Consider the following 17,304-nt stretch of genomic DNA (forward strand, 5'->3'; position numbering starts at 1 on the left):
TATCAGCGCAGCCGCGCTTATATGGATTGATCTGGCATAAGATACCAAATTCCCCGTGCCGCACACGTCTTCTTGAACGATTTGCTCTGGCAGGTCTGCTTACAATTGTACGCGGGCACACACAATAAAGTAGTTTATAACGAAGCTACTGTTTACCTTTCATAGAGCGATCCCATGTCACTTCAGCAAATGCTGCAACAAATTCTGCAAAGCGGCCAAAGCGCACTAAAACAAGGTCAAGGCCAATTGAACTCCTCCGGCCTGGGTAAGAAGATCAGTGAACAAGCCGGTGGTTTTGGTGGCGGCGCTGTGGTAGGCGGCGTTCTGGGCGTCCTGCTGGGCAACAAGAAGTTCCGCAAAATGGGCAGTTCCATGGCCGCGTACGGCGGAGCCGCTGCCTTGGGTGCCCTGGCCGTCAAGGTCTATCAGAACTGGCAGGAACAAAATGCGGGCCAGCAAGCGGCCCCAACACCCGTGCAAGCGATCCCAGCCGCCCCGCTACCGCTGGCTTCCAACGGTCCGGCCGATACCCATGCCATGGTCATCCTGGCCGCTCTGGTCTCCGCTGCCAAGGCAGACGGCCATATCGGTGATGCCGAGCGCGAATTGATTGACGCGGAAATCAGCAAAATGGCTGCCCCCGAACAAGCCCGTCTCTGGCTGTCGCAAGAACTGCTCAAACCGGTTGACCCGCAAGCCATCGCCCAATTGGCGCAAACGCCCGAGATGTCCGCTGAAATCTACTTGACCAGTGCCATCGTCATTGATGGGCAAAGCTATATGGAACGCGCGTATCTGGACGAGCTGGCACGTTTACTATCCTTGCCAAACTCCTTGCGCGAAAGTCTGGATAATCAAGTACAAGCTTTACCCCAAGCTTGATCGGGAGTGGGACCGTTCCATCAGAACACCCCCACTCTGATTGTTTTATTTTTCAACCCCGGGCTGACACTCCCAATGCAGCCCACGACTCATCAAGGAAACCACTCATGAAAAACACCCTCAAGTTGACGATTGGTACATTGGCCTTAATGGGTCTGGCCGCTTGCGCGGCTCCAAACAACAGCAACACCGCGACTTCCGAGCGCCAAATGGATAAAGAAACCTCTCTGCAGGCTTATCACTGGCGTCTGTTTGCCACTACCGGCAAAGACGGCCAGCCAGCCCCCGCCATACCTGGCGCAGGCGGCGAGCAAGTCACCTTGAATTTCACTGACACCATGATGTCGGTAGACAATCTGTGTAATGTCCTGGGCAGCGGCTACACCATCAGCGGTTCCAAAATCACCTTTACCTCGCCAGTCAGCACCATGAAAATGTGCTCGGACCCCGAGTTGATGCGCAACGAACAAGCCGTTGGCAAATTGTTGCCTACAGCGACAGACTGGAGCATGGCCAAGGCCGATTCCGCACCGGATAATCCAGCACCGGTCCTTACCCTGAACTTTAAAGACGGCACCAAATGGCGCCTGAAAGGTGAACCTACTGCAACGACCCGTTACGGCAGCGAGCCTACCCGTGTGTTCCTGGAAGTGGCTGCACAAAAAGAGAAGTGCTCCCACCCCCTGATTCCAAACTACCAGTGCCTGAAGGTACGCGAGATCCAGTACAGCGATTCGGGCGTCAAGACCTACACGGGTGACTGGATGTACTACTACGGCGACATCGAGGGCTACACCCATACTCCTGGCGTTCGTAACGTGCTGCGTATCAACCGCTACGAACTGAAGAATGTGCCTGCAGACGCCTCGTCCAAGGCCGATGTTCTGGACATGGTTGTAGAGTCCGAACAAGTCAGCAAGTAACTCACGCAGCAAGGTCGTCCAAGCGCTTTTTGCACTGACGACGTGATCGCATAGCCCCAAGCTTGGAGTTGATTCCGGCCTTGGGGCTATTTATTTCAGGGACATTTTTTTCGAGCCAGGAAGCAAACTGTCCTGGTTCAGATCCTCTAAAGCCCATAAGAAACAGCACATTCGGAGCCACAAATAGTTACTCACTGCTATGCTTTGAACCTAGTCAGCAAGCCTGCCCATCCGTAGTATGGAAATACCGGATAACATTTTTCACCTCCCTATTTATCCGGCTTCAGGCCTTGCGACATGCGAGGCTTTTTTTTATGCCTGAACGGTGATGAGGCTTGCTCTTATTTCAGCGGCCCATAAAAAATAAAAAACGCACCGGCACCAATCAGTGTGAAGCCAAGCAGGTGATTCAGCGTAAAGCTCTCTTTCAGATACAGCACCGAGAACACCACGAACACCAGCAAGGTAATGACCTCCTGCATGGTCTTTAACTGCGCGGCACTGTAGACGGTATGCCCCAAACGATTAGCCGGCACCGCCAGGCAGTACTCCACCAAAGCAATGCCCCAGCTGATCAGAACGACTTTCAGCAAGGGGCTATTGGGATATTTCAGATGCCCATACCAGGCAATGGTCATGAACACATTGGAGACGACCAACATCAAGATGGGAAGGATCTTAGCCATTCTGGACACGGAAATAAAAAGCGGCCTGCACCGCGACCCGGCCAGTGTAGCGTCACATTTGAGCAGCGCCTATGGGGATAATCAGGCAGCAGAAAGACGGGGCATCAAGCAAGGGCTATCAGTCCATAACTTTCAAAAAATCCACCTCAATTTCGGGCGGGCGCTTGGAACTGGTATCGACCTGGCCAATCAGCTCCACCCTGGTTTTCTCATCCAAAGTCTGACCCGCAAAATGCTTGGCCTTGATCTCCGCCACGATTTCCCCGCTGCCATCAGAGAACAGAAACTTGTCGTGCGCCGTTTGACGTAGCAGATGACCTTGCACCCGCACGTCCTGATCATTGACGGGATTTTTCAGGATCTCCGCAACCGTCGTTTGACCAATCTCCGACGGGCCCGTGTACTGGGCATGGGCAGGAAACGACAGCGCGCCTGATAACAAAGCCAGCGCCACGGCCGAGCGCAATTTAACATAAGCAGACATAGTGACTCCTGTTGTTCATGGCTTGAAACTTAACCATAACAGCAGATATCATCAGCGTTCTAATTAAAATGGCGGTGTTGGGCTTGCCTTGTTACCAAGCGCGACATCACACCATCACTGCACCATGCCCCTTCTTGAGAACTTAGGCCCCCGCATCTGCATTCTTGGCCCATCCAATAGCGGTAAATCCACCCTGGCTGACGCGATCGCACGCAAGCTGGCCATCCCGGCCGTGCATCTGGATCAGCTCTACCACCTGCCCCATAGCAACTGGGTGCCCCGCCCCGAAGCAGATTTTGTTGCGCTACACCAGGCGGCTATTGCGCAAGAACAATGGGTGATGGAAGGCAACTACACGCGCCACCTGGCCCCACGTCTGGCTCGTGCTACAGGTTTCATCGTGCTAGAGGTCTCCACCGCTACCAGCCTGCTGCGCTACTTCCGGCGCACCCTGTTTGAGCGCAACCGTCGTGGAGCCCTGGAAGGCGGTAAAGATAGTGTGAAATGGCAAATGATCCGCCATATCGCCATCGTGACCCCGCCCAATCGCCACAAATACTTGAGCATTTTCGAGGCAAGCACCTTGCCTAAAGTCAGACTAGGCAGCCCTCGCGACCTGAAACTGTTTTATCAAACCGAAGGCCTGCAGCGCTAAGCGCACGAAGCGCTAACTCCTTGGGCTGTTTCCATCCGTGGGGCCCTATTTCCTCAAGGCCAACACATACCCCTGCAAACCGCTTAAAGCGCTCCGGTATCCATCAGCAACTCCTGCCATCTCTGTGTATCGCTCTGCGCACAGGCCGACCACGTTGCGCAGCTGGCTGGCAATTCGGGCGTTTGCATCCAGCGCATGTCCGGCTCGGGCAGCCTGAGCCGCGACACGATCATTGGCGGCGGCGAGCTTGCTGCGCAAGCCGTCAAGATCGGCGCGAGCAGCCACAGCAACACGCTGAGCCGCATCCAGCTGCATTTGATAAGTGACTCGAACATCCTCCACCTCCTTTTGTAATCGTTGCTCCATCAAGCGTGCACGAACCTCGGCCTGCAACTGCGCCGCCCTGGTCTGCGCCTGGGCCAGCTCATAGCCTTTGCGATACTGCTCCTGACCATAAAGCGCCCCCCATAAAAAAAGGGCTGCCAGAACAGCAGCCCCTGCTAATGCAGACTTGATAGACATAACTGCCTCTCGGCCTGACGCCGCCGCTCCAACCCCCGTAGTTTGCGGCCACCGGCATAGACCCAACGATCCAGCTCCTGACATGCACCGGCTATATCCCGAACCCGTAGCTTGCGCAGCAAGGTCGAATTGGCATAGGCCCCGGCCCCCACGTTGTAAACAAAGCTGCTCAGCGCTACACGTACCTCATCCGGCAAGGGGTAGCTAACGGAACGATCCACCACACTCAAAGCGCGACGAACCTCCTGCTCCGTCAAGGCGTCGCAACGCTGCGGACTGACCATGTCACCCAGCTTGACTCCTTGTGTGTAGCCGTCGCAGATAGTCGGGATGCCGACGGGGTCCACATAGGCGATCAAAGAGCGCCCCTCCCAGGCGGCAACCAAAGCAATCGCCGCCGAGACTACCCCTGCACCCAGCTTAGTCTTCAGATCCATGCTTCCACTCCTTGAGCTGGCGCCAGGCACGCTGGATCCCGCCCACAATCCGCGCGGCCGCACGAGTAAAGTCCGGCAGCTTGGTCACAATCAAAATCACCACATAAGCCGCCCATAAAGTCAGCACAAAGTCCTGCATCGTCCAACCATAAATAAGCAGGGCCGAGCCGGTGCTTATGGGTAGGTGAGCGGCGTCGTTATTCAGCACAGGCCCTTCTCCTTATTCAAATTTGCCCTGTCTGCTGCATCCCTTTTATGGGTGCAGCAGACATAAAAAAACCCGCTCAAGCGGGCCGGGGGGAACAATTTTCAAGAAGTAATGATAGGTCTACGCAGACCACTCAAACTGATCCACTTCGGCTTTGCTATTTGCTTGCTGAACCTGCTCAGCCAACAGCGCATTACGCTGCATCAGACTCACAATGCGTGCCTTGGCCTCTCGACCCAATTGCTGAATCTGCTCGGTCGTATGCATACGCATAGCCCAATCGCCGGCCTGGTTCGCGCACCAAAATGGTGTAGACCAATCAGCGGCAAGACCAGGCAACAATGAATCAGCCAAACTACTGGCCAGATTCAATTGATCAGTTTCATTACTAGGGTATCGGTGAAGCTCACCCAAAACCTCGGACTCAAAGCCGTCCTTGATAGCCGCCCGGCAAGCTGCCGACAAAGCGGTAATCTTGCTTTCCTTATACGTCTGCAGTTGAGCTGCTGCCGTCACGACCTTACTACTATCAATATTGATCTGCATCGGTTTCCTCCTTTACTTCAGATTCAGGGTTTGTTTCAAAGTCAGCTTCAGGAGGCAACTCTGGGGCGGGCGCTGGCGATGGACATTGCTCAGGTAAAGCAACCAAGCCGTCCTCACTGATCACGACCGGCTCAGGAAAGCATGCTGCCGGATCTGTTTGATCCGCCGCGATATGAAAAAGCAGTTGATCAATCTCGACGCTGTCAGCATGACGGGTAACTGAGGCCTGCTTCAATAAGGGATGCTCGATTGCGCCGGCTGGCAGAACATCGCCAGGGGACATAAAGGACAAATCAAGCTCTTCCTGGTTAATTTTCAGAATGGTGCCCGAACGCTCCAGACTGATCTTTTGGACCATATCCACAGGGACCTGGGGGCATAGTTTGATGATGAAATTCATTATTTCCACACTCCAATTGCTACATAGTCAACTGCGGCACTTGTGCCAGTATCCACAATGCCGGCAGTGTCGCGAATAAAGAAACTACCCGCCCCTGAACCCATCCCCATTTGAGGCACGGCATAATATCCAGAGCCGTCAGACAGGGGCTGGATCACCGTAGTGGGGGGCGCAGTAAACGCCATGGGATAAGAGATCACTGGACTGGACGGCTTCCAGCCATTACCACTGAATGTGACTTGCCCACGACAAATTTGAGTGCCATTGGCAAACCGTATCCAATTGCCGTTTGAATTTGACCCCGATTGCACAACGGAGCCACCTGCCACATCACCCACAATATTCTTGTCGTGAACCAACTTGCAGGCTGGGCGGTATTCCCTCTTGCCCGAGACCCCACCATTTAAATAAAAGTTATCGGAGTAAGGATCGGTAGAAAGGCGCAGCCCCGCATTCATATTGCTGCCGTAGGGCATATCAAGAAAGAAAGAACCACCACCCCACGTTACCGCCCGTGTTTGGTAGTACCAGCCAAATGGATTGGAACTATCCCTGCCATTGGATGGGGTGGTTGTAGCACCACCTAATCCAAATTCACCGACATTCAAGGTGCTCAGCCAGGCTCGATATGTTCCGGACCGGCGCCCTCGGTGAACCACACCACCATCGGAGGAGACATAAATTTGGGCTCCCACCGTACCGGTCTGACGATGCCATACAACACCAGGCGCTGTGGTCGGTCTGTCGGTAATCGCCGTGCTTACGTAATACATGCCTGCCGGGACATCTACATCGTCAAGCGATGCCGTGGGCCAATGATCATATGAGTTTGCCGCCCCAAAACTACCCAAGCCGAATGCTCGACCATTAGTAAGAATTTTCCAGGCTGTCGGATCGTTAGGAGCAGCTTGCAAATCTGTCTTTTTTAAAACCGAATCCCACTCCCATTCAGTTTGGGAAAGCAGAAGTAGCGAAGCGACTCGATCTGCCAACTCCTTGACGTAACCCTGCATGGGAGCCAAAGCATAGGCCTGCCCACTGGCAGACGCACCTCGATAAACCTGCGTCAGCGTCAAAGATGTGTCTGACGCAATATTCTTTACTTCATAAAGCTGCCCATCAGGTGCCACAAATGCCTCACCCTGACGCGCTCCAGAAAGCCACTTTGTCCCGGTTCCGGTGACTGTGGCATTGTTTGCGGCGACCTTGACGGTCCCGGCGGTATACCAAGCCATTGCTATCCTCCTATAAACTGATCCGCTGTAACTATTACCCAGGGCGCGCCATCCCTATACTGCAACGCCACTGCCTTCAACGCGTAGCTTAAAAATCAAAAAAACCGCTTTCGCGGTAATCTCCAACTCTCTAGCGTGCTTGTGTCAAGACGACCATGACAATCATTACTTCCATTTTCCAACTGCTATACAGTGAAAACGCGCCCAATTGTCATTCTCAGGAGAATCAGTCACTTTATGAAAAATCACACCTGAATTTTGAACCTCCAGAATAGGGGCAGCAGCAAAGCCCCCGTTATCACCCTCGCCTGCCACAGTGACCATAGGTTTACTCACAAAACCGACTGGATAATGCCAAGGTTTTCTATTCCAGCCATTACCAGGGAAGTACTGTTCGCCGTAACAAATCTGAGTTCCATCAGCAAACCTTGTCCAAGCACCACTGGAATTCGATCCAGTTTGAATAACCGAACCCGCGCTTACATCCCCCACAATATTCTTGTCATGGACCAATTGACACGCCGGACGATATTCTTTCTTTCCGGATACGGCACCGTTCATGTAAAAACGGTCAGAATACGGATCTGTCGATATCCGAAAACCCGCGTTCATGGCTGTCGTACCATACGGAAAGTCCAGAAAGAACTGGCCACCTCCCCAAGTGGTCGCGCCAGTACCGTAATACCACCCAGAAGGATTAACCCCTGCACGAGTATTCGGAGGATTTGCCTGAGCTCCGCCCAAACCATAATCACCGGCAGCCAGCCCCTCCTTGAAAGCTCCGTATGTGCCGGAGCGTCGGCCACGCCAGGCTAAACGCCCACTGTTGCTCACAATCAACTGCGCCCCTGCCGAACCGGACTGCCGATGCAAGACGACCCCTTCCTTATTCCCTGTCCCTGCAGGAAATGGAATATCTGACCCCTCGCCAATCGTGCCGGTGTAGTAATACATACCCGCACCAATATTGAGAGCAGCCAAGTCCGAGCCTGGGAACACATCAATACCTGCCATGGCACCATAAGTTCCCAGACCCGAACGGCCCACTGTCATCAGCTCTTTCCAGGCATTGGCATTGGCGTTATTGATTGTACGCATGTAAAAAGCATCACGCACCGGCGAGGCATACAGCAATCCGTAGTAAGTACCTCCCCAGCCGAACTTAAGGTAACTGGACCCGCTACTAGTCCCATCCGGCTTGCCTACATCTGCAGAGCCAGATCGATAGATGCCATTGATGGGGTTCGACAAAATGGTTTTTTCCCCATCCACTCCAGCGCTACCACCAAATCCCCAGTCCCCAGTACGCATGACGCGTCCAGGAGCGGGGTCCTGCGTAGAGGTCGCCAAAGTCCCCTTAGCTGCTGTACCGATTTCTGCAAGCACAGGCACAAGTTCAGCTGCACGATCAGCCAGTTCCTTGACATAGCCTTGCATGGGGGCCAAAGCATAAGGCTGACCTGTAGCCGTAGCACCGCGATAAGGCTTAGTCAGCGTCAAGGAGGTATCCGACGCAATATTCAACACCTCATACAGTCGACCGTCAGGGGCAACAAAGGCCTCGCCCTGCCGGGCACCTGCCAGCCACTTCGTGCCGGTGCCCGTCACAGTGCTGCTATTTACGGTGACTTTTACAGTCCCCAAGTCATACCAAGCCATTCCATACTCCTTGCTGACAGTGATGCCCCTCAGCCGCTACTTGGGCACATACTAAAAACGGCGCACCAGAATGCTGAGTGTTCATTATTCGTACTCCATAAAAAAAGCCGCTATTCAAGCGGCTGGATACTCGACAGGATCACAATCCTGTAATGCCGGAGATGGCTCCTCGGCAAATCGCAAACTTACAAAACGGTCGGGAAGGATATCAAGGGCTTTGCCATTGATCGCTGGTCCAGTACTGTAATCAGGCTCATAGGTACGAATCGTCAGTGTTTGGTCCTGCTCGCACTCTTCGTAGTCCAAGGTGAAATACACATTGCCATTTCGATCTTTCGGGGTTTCGATATACCAGCCGTCACGACTCAGTAGCGGTACCTGGCGCAAGAGATAGTGGCCAGCTCCCAGGCGCTCAAACTTGGCTGCGGCAATTTCAGGATGCATGGTCTTCTCAATGCCCGTACTACCAAGCTGAATGACAGGGGACGCCTTTTTAATAAAGCCATTGCTGTCGACCATCGTATTTCGATGCGTCAAGAGTTCCTGCCATGGCTTGGCAATCCGGTTCTGGACGTTTCGAATCCAGAGTTTGTCGCTTATTGGAGAGGCATATAGCAAGCTATAGTAGGCTCCACTCCAGCCAAATTTAATGTAGCCAGCACCGGTATTGTTGTCAGGGGCCTCCGTACTGCCAGAGCCCGATTGATAAAAACCGTTGACTGTGTTGTTAAGAATATTAGGATCAGCCGCGATTGAGCTGCCAACACCAAACCCCCAGTCACCAATGCATGCGACTCGCCCTGCAGTCGCGTCCTGGTTGGAGTCTGTCAGAGTTGCTTTGGCTGCCGTGCCCAGATCAGCCAAGACAGGCAACAGTCCTGCTGCTCGGTCAGCCAGCTCTTTGACATACCCCTGCATCGGCGCAAGTGCATATTTCTGAGCGGTGCCTGTGGCACCTAAATAAGGTTTGGCCAGGGTCAACGAAGTATCACAAGCAATATTCGCTACCTCGTATAGCCGACCATCCGGGGCTACGAATGCCTCACCTTGTCGAGCACCTGACAGCCACTGTGTCCAGGTTCCTGTAACAGTCGCACTATTCAGCGTTACTTTGACTGTTCCAACGTCATGCCAACCCATTGCCGACCTCCATTAAGACATGATGCTGTTCTTCCAAAGTTTGAACGGCAATCTCTATTGTCTCAGTGGCAGCTGACTGCTCTACACCAGCCGCCAAAATATCGATCAGGCTACAAACCATACCAGCCATTAACTCTGGTGCATATCGATTGCCCATCTCGTTTTCAAAAACCTGTTCGATAGAGTGATACATATTTATTTAACACGCAAAAAAAAACCGCTCTTGGCGGACATTCACCTAAAAACAATCACACTTTAAATTACTACAAACAAAACCTCCATTATTTATTATCAATTCAAAATAAAATTAATTTTTTTTATACTTATTCTTTATAGCACTACAACTCTCAATCCACTCTTTAACATCAATTGGCATAACAAAACCATTTTCCTCCATTTTTTTTGCTAACTTATACAAAGCATCTAACTGATCAGAAACACTCATATAACCATCTCTGCGCAATTTAGCATATGGTTCTACATGTTTAATTTTCAATTTCAATCTCCTTATCCAAAAAAGGCCAAGCAGATATTTTCACTTTATAGATCCCTGGCTGATCAAAAACCAGCTCAACCTCTCCATCTTCCACTTGATATTCCGACTGATTAATAAAAACCTTACATGGCATTGGGAGTTGATTTAGAATCTTTCCATTAACAATAACATCCATCTCCGTCCGGAATTTCGCAACCCCGTCAATTACATAATAAATTTCATCTGAATATTCTCCATCAATCCAAGATTCATCGCTTATTTTTTTATTAGCTTCTATTACCCCAGGAGGGCCTGATAAAAAACCCGTTATTCTTCCAATTCCATCATAAAAAGTAATAGATTTATTTCCTTCTAACGCATCAAAACCAAACATGCTAACAATCCTCCCGGATGACTTATTGTCGAATTACCTGCGGGCAAAGATGAAATAGCCATATTCACCTCCCCCCTTTGAGAGTAGATAGGATAACTGGGTGGATTTCCCTCACCCGACCCCGACGAATTAGTGTAGCCAATAAGTGAGTGATTCAACCTTGACCAAAGCACAGTATTCCAATTAATTTTCACCGGCAGTGGATTTATAGCTAATTGAGATGGATGAGTTTGGCCAACCTGCCCCGTTCTGGTATCCAAGTACAGAACTAACACCTGCGCCGGAACAGCGGTATAGATGCTGACATCTCTAGAATCACCGCTTAAGAAAATAGCAGTAGTTACCGAATTTCCAGAAATTTTTAATGTATCTACTGCCGCAGATCCAATTTTTGCATTAGTAATTTGCGCATTACCAATTTTTGCAGTGGTAATAGATCCATCTGCTATCTGCGCACTTCCCACGGATGCATTTGCGATCTTTGCCGTTGTGATAGCACCATTAGCTATCTTGGCATCTGTAATACTCGCATTTCCAATCAAAGCGGAATTTAAAATGCTCGCTCCGCCCTGAACCGAGAAAACTGTAGCTGGATTGCCATTAGCGGCATGCATCACTGCAAAACGATCAGCCAAAACAGCAAAGGTCGACTGCATCACGCCAGACTCGTTGGTCAAATCCAGACCCACACCGGAGACATACTTCACCCCGCTCAGATTCGCCTGCAGCTTCACCCCCCAACTGGAAGCGATCTTGCCATCCAGTTCCGTCAAAGAACGAGCAACCTGCTCAACGGCCGCCGAATTACTACCAATACCCGTTTCCAAAGTCGTAATAGACTCAGCCAATGCACGATTCTCATCAGCCTGTACATTCTTGAACTCAGCCAAAGACGCCCGGATTTGGGTTTGCTCTTTCTGAGTATCAAACTGATTCAGCACTCGTTCCAGGTCTGCATCCTCACCCGCCTGTTGGCGTTTGATTTCTGCATTCAGCACCAGCTGACTGTTAGCCAAGGCATCTTGCTGGCCCTCTACGCTAGTTACCCGAGAGTTGGTTTCGTTCAAGGCCCCCGCTGTAGCTGCCAAACCCGTCTTGGGATCATTGACGGTATTTTGCAAAGCCGTCAGGTCACGTCCTTGAGAAGAAATGGAGCTGCCTTGTTGTGTGACTGTACTGGTCAAACCTTGAATAGCCGAGGAGTTGGCGGACATTTCCTCTACCACCTCTGCCAGGTTAGGCTGCCATTGCATAGCGGGTACAACGTCACCAAGATACAAAGCTGCCCAATGGATAGTTGCCTGACCAGCATGGTTGCCCGGGGACGGCGCATAGTAAAACCGCAATTCACGCGGCAAGGCATTGGCAGCAGCCTTGGTGAATTTGACGACTTGGACAGACTGGTCAGCATTGCGCTCCAGATCAGCAACCCGATTTGAACTGCCACCCGCCCACACACCAATACGCGACTCCGTATCACCCTCCGCGGGCTTATGTGTATAGCAGACCACCAAGGTATAGCCCTGGGCAGGAACAAAGTCCTCAGTCAGGTTGTAACGTCCAAATAGATATACAGGTGTGGCCCGAACTTGCTCAACGTTCGACGCCAGCAGCAAGTTGCCGGCGGGGGCTGTCAACGACTCAAGCCCAGTCTCCAGCTTTGTAATGCTTTGCGCCTGCGCACTAACCCCCTGCTCTGTCGCCGTTACACGATTGCTCAAGGCTTGTACTGCACTAGCATCCGCTTTCTGATTCGCGGTAGCCTGCGCCGCATCTGCTGCAGCTTTTGCAGCCACTGCCGCGGCTGCCGCGTCCGTTGCTGCTTTATCTGTTACGGCCACCCAGGCACTGCCATTCCAGCGCTTGGGGGTATTAGCATTGTTTTTTGTGTCGATCCACAGATTTTGTGCCAGGCGCTTGGCAGCCGCAGGAGCTGCTGTTGCAAAGATCACCTCCCCTTTTGCCCCAGCGGCAGTGGCGGCAGCCGCTGCCGCATCTTGCGCCGCAACGGCTTTGGCATCGGCGCTGTTCACGCTGGCCGTCAACTGCGTGATACTGCTTGCTTGTGCATCAAGCTTGCCCTCGGTCGCCGTCACACGGGTACCCAAGGAATTAACGGCCGTTGCCAAGCCACGCTGCGCGGCATCCAGACCATCTACCTTGCTGGACAGCGCCGTGGTGGAGTCAGACAAGGAGCGCAGTCCACCCTCCAGTTGCTCAACCTGGGTGCGCATGGATTGCACGGAGGAAGCCAAGGCACCAAGGCCCGTTGCCGGATCATTCACCTGGCCTGCGACCGTATTGATCTGCTGAGCATTAGCCTGGATCCGGCCTTCTGCACTCTCTACCCGGCTGATCGTCTCCTGCGACTGGACCGCCAAAGCACCGAGACCATCAGTGATCGAGGCAAAGTCTCCGATCAGCCCCCAATACGCCGCATCCGTTATCTTCTTGCCTGCCGGTACAGCCTTTTTAGCGCGGTACATCTTGTCATTGGCAAAGACGACAGCACCTGCCGCATAGGCTTTTTTCGAATCCCATTTATCAGCAAGAAGCAGCTCTTGTACTTGGCCATTGACCTCATCAACCCGTTGATTCAGCTCACCGAGCTCAAGAGTCAGATCTCCCACGGAATCGCGGATTTTGGGGATGTCGCGGATGTTACCCATCAGCAGCTCGCCCAGGCCGCCCTCAACAATGGACGGGGTGATCAGCTCGTTATAGTCACTGGCCGATGTAGAAGGCACACCCCGAATACCAGGTTTTGACTCTGCCGGGAACCACGGTCCTTGAGTACCGTTTTTATCGATCAGACGCGCCCAGAAGAAATGCTGAGCCGTCACCGCCAAACCTGTTTGCTCAAATGAATCGGTCGGATACGCAAAACCACCGGCACTCAGCGAATCTGCAAAGCTTTGAGTCGAGCTATACCTGATCTCGGTGCGCTCAATGATGTTCGGATCCGCTGGAAAACTCCATTTGACTTGTATACCCCAAGGAATGGAGCTGGTCCTCAGATCGGTCACAGGCAAAGGTGCAGACAACTTGCCAGACAACTCCGTCAGATCTGAGTTGCCCCACAGGCTGGACACATCCAGGACGTTAATCGCGCGTACACGTGCACGATACGCACCTGCATAGATGTTAGGAACTTCGACACTGGTGGAGCCCGTACGCGGAACTACAACCCACTCGGAATTATCCCGACGCCACTGCACCTCATAGGCAACAGCATTGGGAACGGCATCCCAGGAAATCACCGCATTATGTCGGGCTTGCCCCTGATCAATGACATGATAAGAGGTGATTGAGACATTACCCGGAATGCTCTGAACAGGCGGGGGAACAACGCTAACCGGTGGAGTTTCCACGCGGGTTTCATAGTCGATCGCGGCATGTTTGCCATCCACATACTGGACAGCTTTAATTGTATATTTCAGGCCGTCCCCTTCCGACAAACTAACTACTCGGTACTTCTGAGTCGACAATTCAGCCGAGCTGATAGACCAAGCCGACTCTGGCTCAGGAGTCTGACTAAACGGTGAGTCAACCAGCAGGACTTGTCCTTCTATTTCTTCGCCATCCTCAACAACCACAAGGCGAGACTGAGAAACACCATTCGGTAATACGACCGTCAAACGATCACCCGATACGACTCGAACAGAAGCATCCAGTGTCACTTCAACATCAGTTGCTGCTTGAATCAAACCACCAATACGACGCCCAGCCAAATGTGAATCGGCAATTTCAATAATTTGCCCTGGCTGAGCCAAATTACCTGACAAACCCACCGCAAAAGTAACTGCCTCAGTTTCCATACGGGAGGTAAACAAAGCACTCCGTCCCATACGTTGGGCCTGACCTTGAGACGTACACCCAAATGCTGTTAGCTCAACTTGTCTTACGCCGTAGCGGACCATGCCTTCCGGGTCTTCAACAACCTCCACCTTGGCCCGCCCCATATCAGTCTCATCATTCCAGGAGACCAAAGCAACAGTGTGACGAGTCGCCAAACTGGATCCGACATAATTGAACACGCCATCAATTACGTTGGCATTCGAGTAGGTATAGACCGGATCCCGTGGCATATCGGCTACTGCTTGCACCGACCCTTGAGCGTAATAAGCAATCCCACGAAAAACCGATGCCAAATCCTGTAAGACTTTCCATGCTTCCGCTTTATCCTGCAAATACACATTGCAGGAGAAGCGGGGCTCGGTACCACCTTTTCCGTCGGGCACCTGCTCATCACAATATTGTGCAATTTGATAAAGAGACCACTTATCCAACCAAGCTGCGGGCAGAAGACGCCCCAAGCCATCACATGCATTCGTGGCCAGGTCATAGAAGATCCAGGCAGGGTTGTCTGTCCAGGAAACTTTAAAAGTACCATCCCAGCTCCCGGAGTAAGTATGTGTCCACGCATCATAGTTGCTAGGTACTCGTACCACCCGTAAGTACAAATCAAAGGCACGCGAAGGAATACTCTGAAACTGCTTGGCATTCACACGCAGACCAACACAAGCCGACATCGGACGACGCAACTTGGCATCAGTGACCTCTGTAATGGAATCAACGTATGTAACGTCACTCACCGTAGAGTTGTTGGCATTAACGGTAGTCCGACGCACGCGCAGCATCCAACCTACCTGCGCACGTGGCAAATCAATGCGATGAGAACGTGCATATTGCTGGGTTGTCTTACCGTCGAAGGCAGCTCGTAGCACTTCTTCAAAAGCTGAGTTATCGGTAGACAACTCAATCACATACTCAACACGATAGCCAGATATGTCACCGGTTGTAGCGGATTGCTGTTTCAGACCACGCACCGACAACCCTACTCGTACAGCCGAGATATGTATGTTCTGGATAGATCGTGTGAATGGCTGGTCTGAACGTAGCTCTACATTCACCGCCGAACTAGCTTCCACAGCCGGGAAACCAGGAATGTACCGTTGGTCCTGTGTACCCGCACGGAACTCCAATTGAACATCTGTAAAATTCAGGCTGCCATCGTCATTCTCAATAGGCGTTTTGTCCAGGTATACAGAGCGCAAAGGGCTGCTACTGTTTGCAAACCCATGAATAGGACCAGCGCTGACCAGATCGATAATCGAGGCATAAGCAATACTGTGCAGATTATCCTGGTCCTCAACCGGTGTACGAGTCGAGCCACCGCCCCCCTTCCCGCCCTTGTGACCTTTGACGCTGTAGCCCCCAGAAACAGGAACGGCGCCCGCAGGCGCCGCAATGTTGTAATCAAGAAGTCTCATCACATCTGATCCTCTGAATAAATCCCAGCTGAAACTACAGCACTACCTACTATTTTTCGCCCATACCCTAGCGGAACAGGGTTCCCCTGGGCCGTCGTATTAACTGGACCATTAAAGTTGTAGGACGCTTTATTCTCTGCTTGATCCGCTGTTCCTAACCCCACCTGCATAGGCATGATCATTTGAAATACCCCGCCCAGGGTCATGCCAGCACCAGCAGCCATCAACCCATATCCAAGCACAGGATGACCACCGACAACCAAAGCACCAACAATGACTAAGCTCACACCCAGTATTGTTTGAAAAAGCCCCCCTCGTTTCGAGCCTCGAATCACGGGCGCAATCCGTATTTCTTCCTGGCCTACGGGTGCTTCCAACGCTTCCTCGTTGATATTCGTTGTGGATAGAAAGCATGCATAAGAGATACCTCGGTCCCCCGAGGTCAGTAGTTCTCGCTCAAAACCGGGCAATAACACACATAAAGCCCGCACGCCTTCTGCCAGAGAATTAACTGCCAAATGATGAACCCGACCAAAACGGGTACCGAGCTTGCCATACAACCGTATCGTGCGTAGCTCTTGACTCACCGATGCTGTGGCCATCACAACAACTCCTTATGTCGAATAATCTTGCGAGTAATCTGTGCCCAATAACCGCCGTAAGGGACTCGTTCAGATAAGTAACCATAGGCATGGTGCAGCATTGCATCGGGCACAGGGTGTAAATGCGAGGCTTCAGCCAAGGAAGAGGCCCCCAAATACACCCCCGCATGATTGACCCGATCGCTACGCAGCTGCATAAGGATCACATCACCAGTTTTGGGACCATCCTCAACTTCTACAAAACCAGCTTTGGCAAAGTTATCAAGATACAGTTCTTCATCCCCCTCCCACCAACCATCCTCACGTTCAAAGTCTGGCAAAACCACTGCCCGTTCACGACGATAAAAATCCCGCACCAGGGTGTAGCAATCTAGTACCCCGTGATAAAACTGACGACCAATCAGAGGGGCCTGATAACCTTCTGGGCGGAAGGACTCCATCTCGCGTACCTGAGGAGTACCTGCACCTGGCATCACTGAAACAATCAACCACTCCAAAGGTTTTACATATTCAGCCATTGCCTCGCATGCCACACGATCCGCCTGGCTGGGCGCAGCCGACATATTCGGATGTGAGTGCACAAAAGCGATCAACTCACCTTGCTCCTGGGCTTGCACCCAATCCTCCGGACGAGTTATGAAAAAATTTTCAGGCTCGCTAGCCACATTCACTCCGGGCACATAAATTTCCTTGCGTCCTTTAGCCACCACAAAACCCACTGCCTCACGTGGATACTCAGCCAAGGCGTGCGCATTAATCGCTTCGATGGTTTTTTTATTCATA

19 protein-coding genes are annotated in these 17,304 nt (G+C 52.0%); 3 read left to right on the plus strand and 16 right to left on the minus strand.

The genetic code is table 11. The features are described 5' to 3' along the window. Positions 1 to 174: 174 nt before the first annotated feature. The gene (locus N879_RS04810) at positions 175 to 882 is read left to right on the plus strand and encodes a tellurite resistance TerB family protein (protein ID WP_009459852.1); all 708 of its coding nucleotides are present in this window, start codon (positions 175 to 177) and stop codon (positions 880 to 882) included. A gap of 107 nt (positions 883 to 989) precedes the next feature. Further along, entirely contained in the window at positions 990 to 1,805 is an 816-nt protein-coding gene (locus N879_RS04815) for an META and DUF4377 domain-containing protein (RefSeq protein WP_009459860.1), read from the plus strand. 341 nt (positions 1,806 to 2,146) lie between these two features. Here the strand turns inward: N879_RS04815 and N879_RS04820 are convergent, their stop codons facing one another. Beyond that, entirely contained in the window at positions 2,147 to 2,491 is a 345-nt protein-coding gene (locus N879_RS04820; protein WP_021446759.1) for a DMT family protein, read from the minus strand. 118 nt (positions 2,492 to 2,609) lie between these two features. Continuing rightward, positions 2,610 to 2,975: a YgiW/YdeI family stress tolerance OB fold protein gene (locus N879_RS04825; protein WP_009459866.1), complete on the minus strand. Its 366-nt coding sequence runs from the start codon at positions 2,973 to 2,975 to the stop codon at positions 2,610 to 2,612. A 124-nt stretch (positions 2,976 to 3,099) separates the two neighbouring features. Between N879_RS04825 and N879_RS04830 the strand changes: the two genes are divergently transcribed. Continuing rightward, entirely contained in the window at positions 3,100 to 3,630 is a 531-nt protein-coding gene (locus N879_RS04830; RefSeq protein WP_009459867.1) for a hypothetical protein, read from the plus strand. Positions 3,631 to 3,675: 45 nt separating this feature from the next. On the opposite strand, the gene N879_RS04835 is transcribed toward N879_RS04830, so the two are convergent. The 14 genes from N879_RS04835 to N879_RS04895 form a co-directional block, all read right to left on the minus strand. Beyond that, the gene (locus tag N879_RS04835; RefSeq protein WP_021446760.1) at positions 3,676 to 4,152 is read right to left on the minus strand and encodes a DUF2514 family protein; all 477 of its coding nucleotides are present in this window, start codon (positions 4,150 to 4,152) and stop codon (positions 3,676 to 3,678) included. After that, positions 4,131 to 4,589, minus strand: a complete 459-nt coding sequence (locus N879_RS04840) for a lysozyme (protein WP_009459871.1) — start codon at positions 4,587 to 4,589, stop codon at positions 4,131 to 4,133. Before N879_RS04840 ends, N879_RS04835 begins: the two co-directional genes overlap by 22 nt. Further along, positions 4,573 to 4,797, minus strand: a complete 225-nt coding sequence (locus N879_RS04845; protein WP_009459872.1) for a twin-arginine translocase TatA/TatE family subunit — start codon at positions 4,795 to 4,797, stop codon at positions 4,573 to 4,575. The genes N879_RS04840 and N879_RS04845 overlap by 17 nt, the downstream gene beginning before the upstream one ends. Before the next feature lie 120 nt (positions 4,798 to 4,917). Then, positions 4,918 to 5,343, minus strand: coding sequence for a DUF4376 domain-containing protein (locus N879_RS04850; RefSeq protein WP_009459873.1), 426 nt, complete (start codon positions 5,341 to 5,343; stop codon positions 4,918 to 4,920). Beyond that, entirely contained in the window at positions 5,327 to 5,743 is a 417-nt protein-coding gene (locus N879_RS04855; protein WP_009459875.1) for a hypothetical protein, read from the minus strand. Before N879_RS04855 ends, N879_RS04850 begins: the two co-directional genes overlap by 17 nt. After that, a complete protein-coding gene (locus tag N879_RS04860) occupies positions 5,743 to 6,978 on the minus strand; it encodes a hypothetical protein (protein WP_009459877.1) in 1,236 nt (411 codons plus the stop codon). The genes N879_RS04855 and N879_RS04860 overlap by 1 nt, the downstream gene beginning before the upstream one ends. Before the next feature lie 165 nt (positions 6,979 to 7,143). Next, entirely contained in the window at positions 7,144 to 8,637 is a 1,494-nt protein-coding gene (locus N879_RS20745; protein WP_009459879.1) for a hypothetical protein, read from the minus strand. 114 nt (positions 8,638 to 8,751) lie between these two features. Next, on the minus strand, positions 8,752 to 9,777 hold the full coding sequence (locus N879_RS20750) for a phage tail fiber protein (protein WP_021446761.1): 1,026 nt from the start codon (positions 9,775 to 9,777) through the stop codon (positions 8,752 to 8,754). Beyond that, entirely contained in the window at positions 9,764 to 9,970 is a 207-nt protein-coding gene (locus N879_RS04875) for a hypothetical protein (protein WP_009459883.1), read from the minus strand. The genes N879_RS20750 and N879_RS04875 overlap by 14 nt, the downstream gene beginning before the upstream one ends. 114 nt (positions 9,971 to 10,084) lie before the next feature. Beyond that, on the minus strand, positions 10,085 to 10,273 hold the full coding sequence (locus N879_RS20335) for a hypothetical protein (protein ID WP_009459884.1): 189 nt from the start codon (positions 10,271 to 10,273) through the stop codon (positions 10,085 to 10,087). Further along, on the minus strand, positions 10,263 to 10,646 hold the full coding sequence (locus tag N879_RS04880; protein ID WP_009459885.1) for a hypothetical protein: 384 nt from the start codon (positions 10,644 to 10,646) through the stop codon (positions 10,263 to 10,265). Before N879_RS04880 ends, N879_RS20335 begins: the two co-directional genes overlap by 11 nt. Continuing rightward, the gene (locus N879_RS04885) at positions 10,625 to 15,919 is read right to left on the minus strand and encodes a phage tail protein (protein ID WP_009459886.1); all 5,295 of its coding nucleotides are present in this window, start codon (positions 15,917 to 15,919) and stop codon (positions 10,625 to 10,627) included. Before N879_RS04885 ends, N879_RS04880 begins: the two co-directional genes overlap by 22 nt. Further along, a complete protein-coding gene (locus tag N879_RS04890; protein ID WP_021446762.1) occupies positions 15,919 to 16,521 on the minus strand; it encodes a tail assembly protein in 603 nt (200 codons plus the stop codon). Before N879_RS04890 ends, N879_RS04885 begins: the two co-directional genes overlap by 1 nt. Continuing rightward, entirely contained in the window at positions 16,521 to 17,303 is a 783-nt protein-coding gene (locus N879_RS04895; RefSeq protein ID WP_021446763.1) for a C40 family peptidase, read from the minus strand. Before N879_RS04895 ends, N879_RS04890 begins: the two co-directional genes overlap by 1 nt. Position 17,304 lies beyond the last annotated feature (1 nt).

Source organism: Alcaligenes sp. EGD-AK7 (assembly GCF_000465875.3).
Taxonomy (GTDB): Bacteria; Pseudomonadota; Gammaproteobacteria; order Burkholderiales; family Burkholderiaceae_B; genus Alcaligenes; species Alcaligenes phenolicus.

What these genes read in the sequence shown, in the direction of transcription:
- N879_RS04855 (WP_009459875.1), bottom strand. Translation starts at nt 5,743, where the DNA reads ATGAATTTCATCATCAAACTATGCCCCCAGGTCCCTGTGGATATGGTC.
- N879_RS04820 (WP_021446759.1), bottom strand. Translation starts at nt 2,491, where the DNA reads ATGGCTAAGATCCTTCCCATCTTGATGTTGGTCGTCTCCAATGTGTTC.
- N879_RS20745 (WP_009459879.1), bottom strand. Translation starts at nt 8,637, where the DNA reads ATGGCTTGGTATGACTTGGGGACTGTAAAAGTCACCGTAAATAGCAGC.
- N879_RS04840 (WP_009459871.1), bottom strand. Translation starts at nt 4,589, where the DNA reads ATGGATCTGAAGACTAAGCTGGGTGCAGGGGTAGTCTCGGCGGCGATT.
- N879_RS04860 (WP_009459877.1), bottom strand. Translation starts at nt 6,978, where the DNA reads ATGGCTTGGTATACCGCCGGGACCGTCAAGGTCGCCGCAAACAATGCC.
- N879_RS04815 (WP_009459860.1), top strand. Translation starts at nt 990, where the DNA reads ATGAAAAACACCCTCAAGTTGACGATTGGTACATTGGCCTTAATGGGT.
- N879_RS04890 (WP_021446762.1), bottom strand. Translation starts at nt 16,521, where the DNA reads ATGGCCACAGCATCGGTGAGTCAAGAGCTACGCACGATACGGTTGTAT.
- N879_RS04850 (WP_009459873.1), bottom strand. Translation starts at nt 5,343, where the DNA reads ATGCAGATCAATATTGATAGTAGTAAGGTCGTGACGGCAGCAGCTCAA.
- N879_RS04835 (WP_021446760.1), bottom strand. Translation starts at nt 4,152, where the DNA reads ATGTCTATCAAGTCTGCATTAGCAGGGGCTGCTGTTCTGGCAGCCCTT.
- N879_RS04830 (WP_009459867.1), top strand. Translation starts at nt 3,100, where the DNA reads ATGCCCCTTCTTGAGAACTTAGGCCCCCGCATCTGCATTCTTGGCCCA.
- N879_RS20750 (WP_021446761.1), bottom strand. Translation starts at nt 9,777, where the DNA reads ATGGGTTGGCATGACGTTGGAACAGTCAAAGTAACGCTGAATAGTGCG.
- N879_RS04875 (WP_009459883.1), bottom strand. Translation starts at nt 9,970, where the DNA reads ATGTATCACTCTATCGAACAGGTTTTTGAAAACGAGATGGGCAATCGA.
- N879_RS04885 (WP_009459886.1), bottom strand. Translation starts at nt 15,919, where the DNA reads ATGAGACTTCTTGATTACAACATTGCGGCGCCTGCGGGCGCCGTTCCT.
- N879_RS04880 (WP_009459885.1), bottom strand. Translation starts at nt 10,646, where the DNA reads ATGTTTGGTTTTGATGCGTTAGAAGGAAATAAATCTATTACTTTTTAT.
- N879_RS04895 (WP_021446763.1), bottom strand. Translation starts at nt 17,303, where the DNA reads ATGAATAAAAAAACCATCGAAGCGATTAATGCGCACGCCTTGGCTGAG.
- N879_RS04825 (WP_009459866.1), bottom strand. Translation starts at nt 2,975, where the DNA reads ATGTCTGCTTATGTTAAATTGCGCTCGGCCGTGGCGCTGGCTTTGTTA.
- N879_RS04810 (WP_009459852.1), top strand. Translation starts at nt 175, where the DNA reads ATGTCACTTCAGCAAATGCTGCAACAAATTCTGCAAAGCGGCCAAAGC.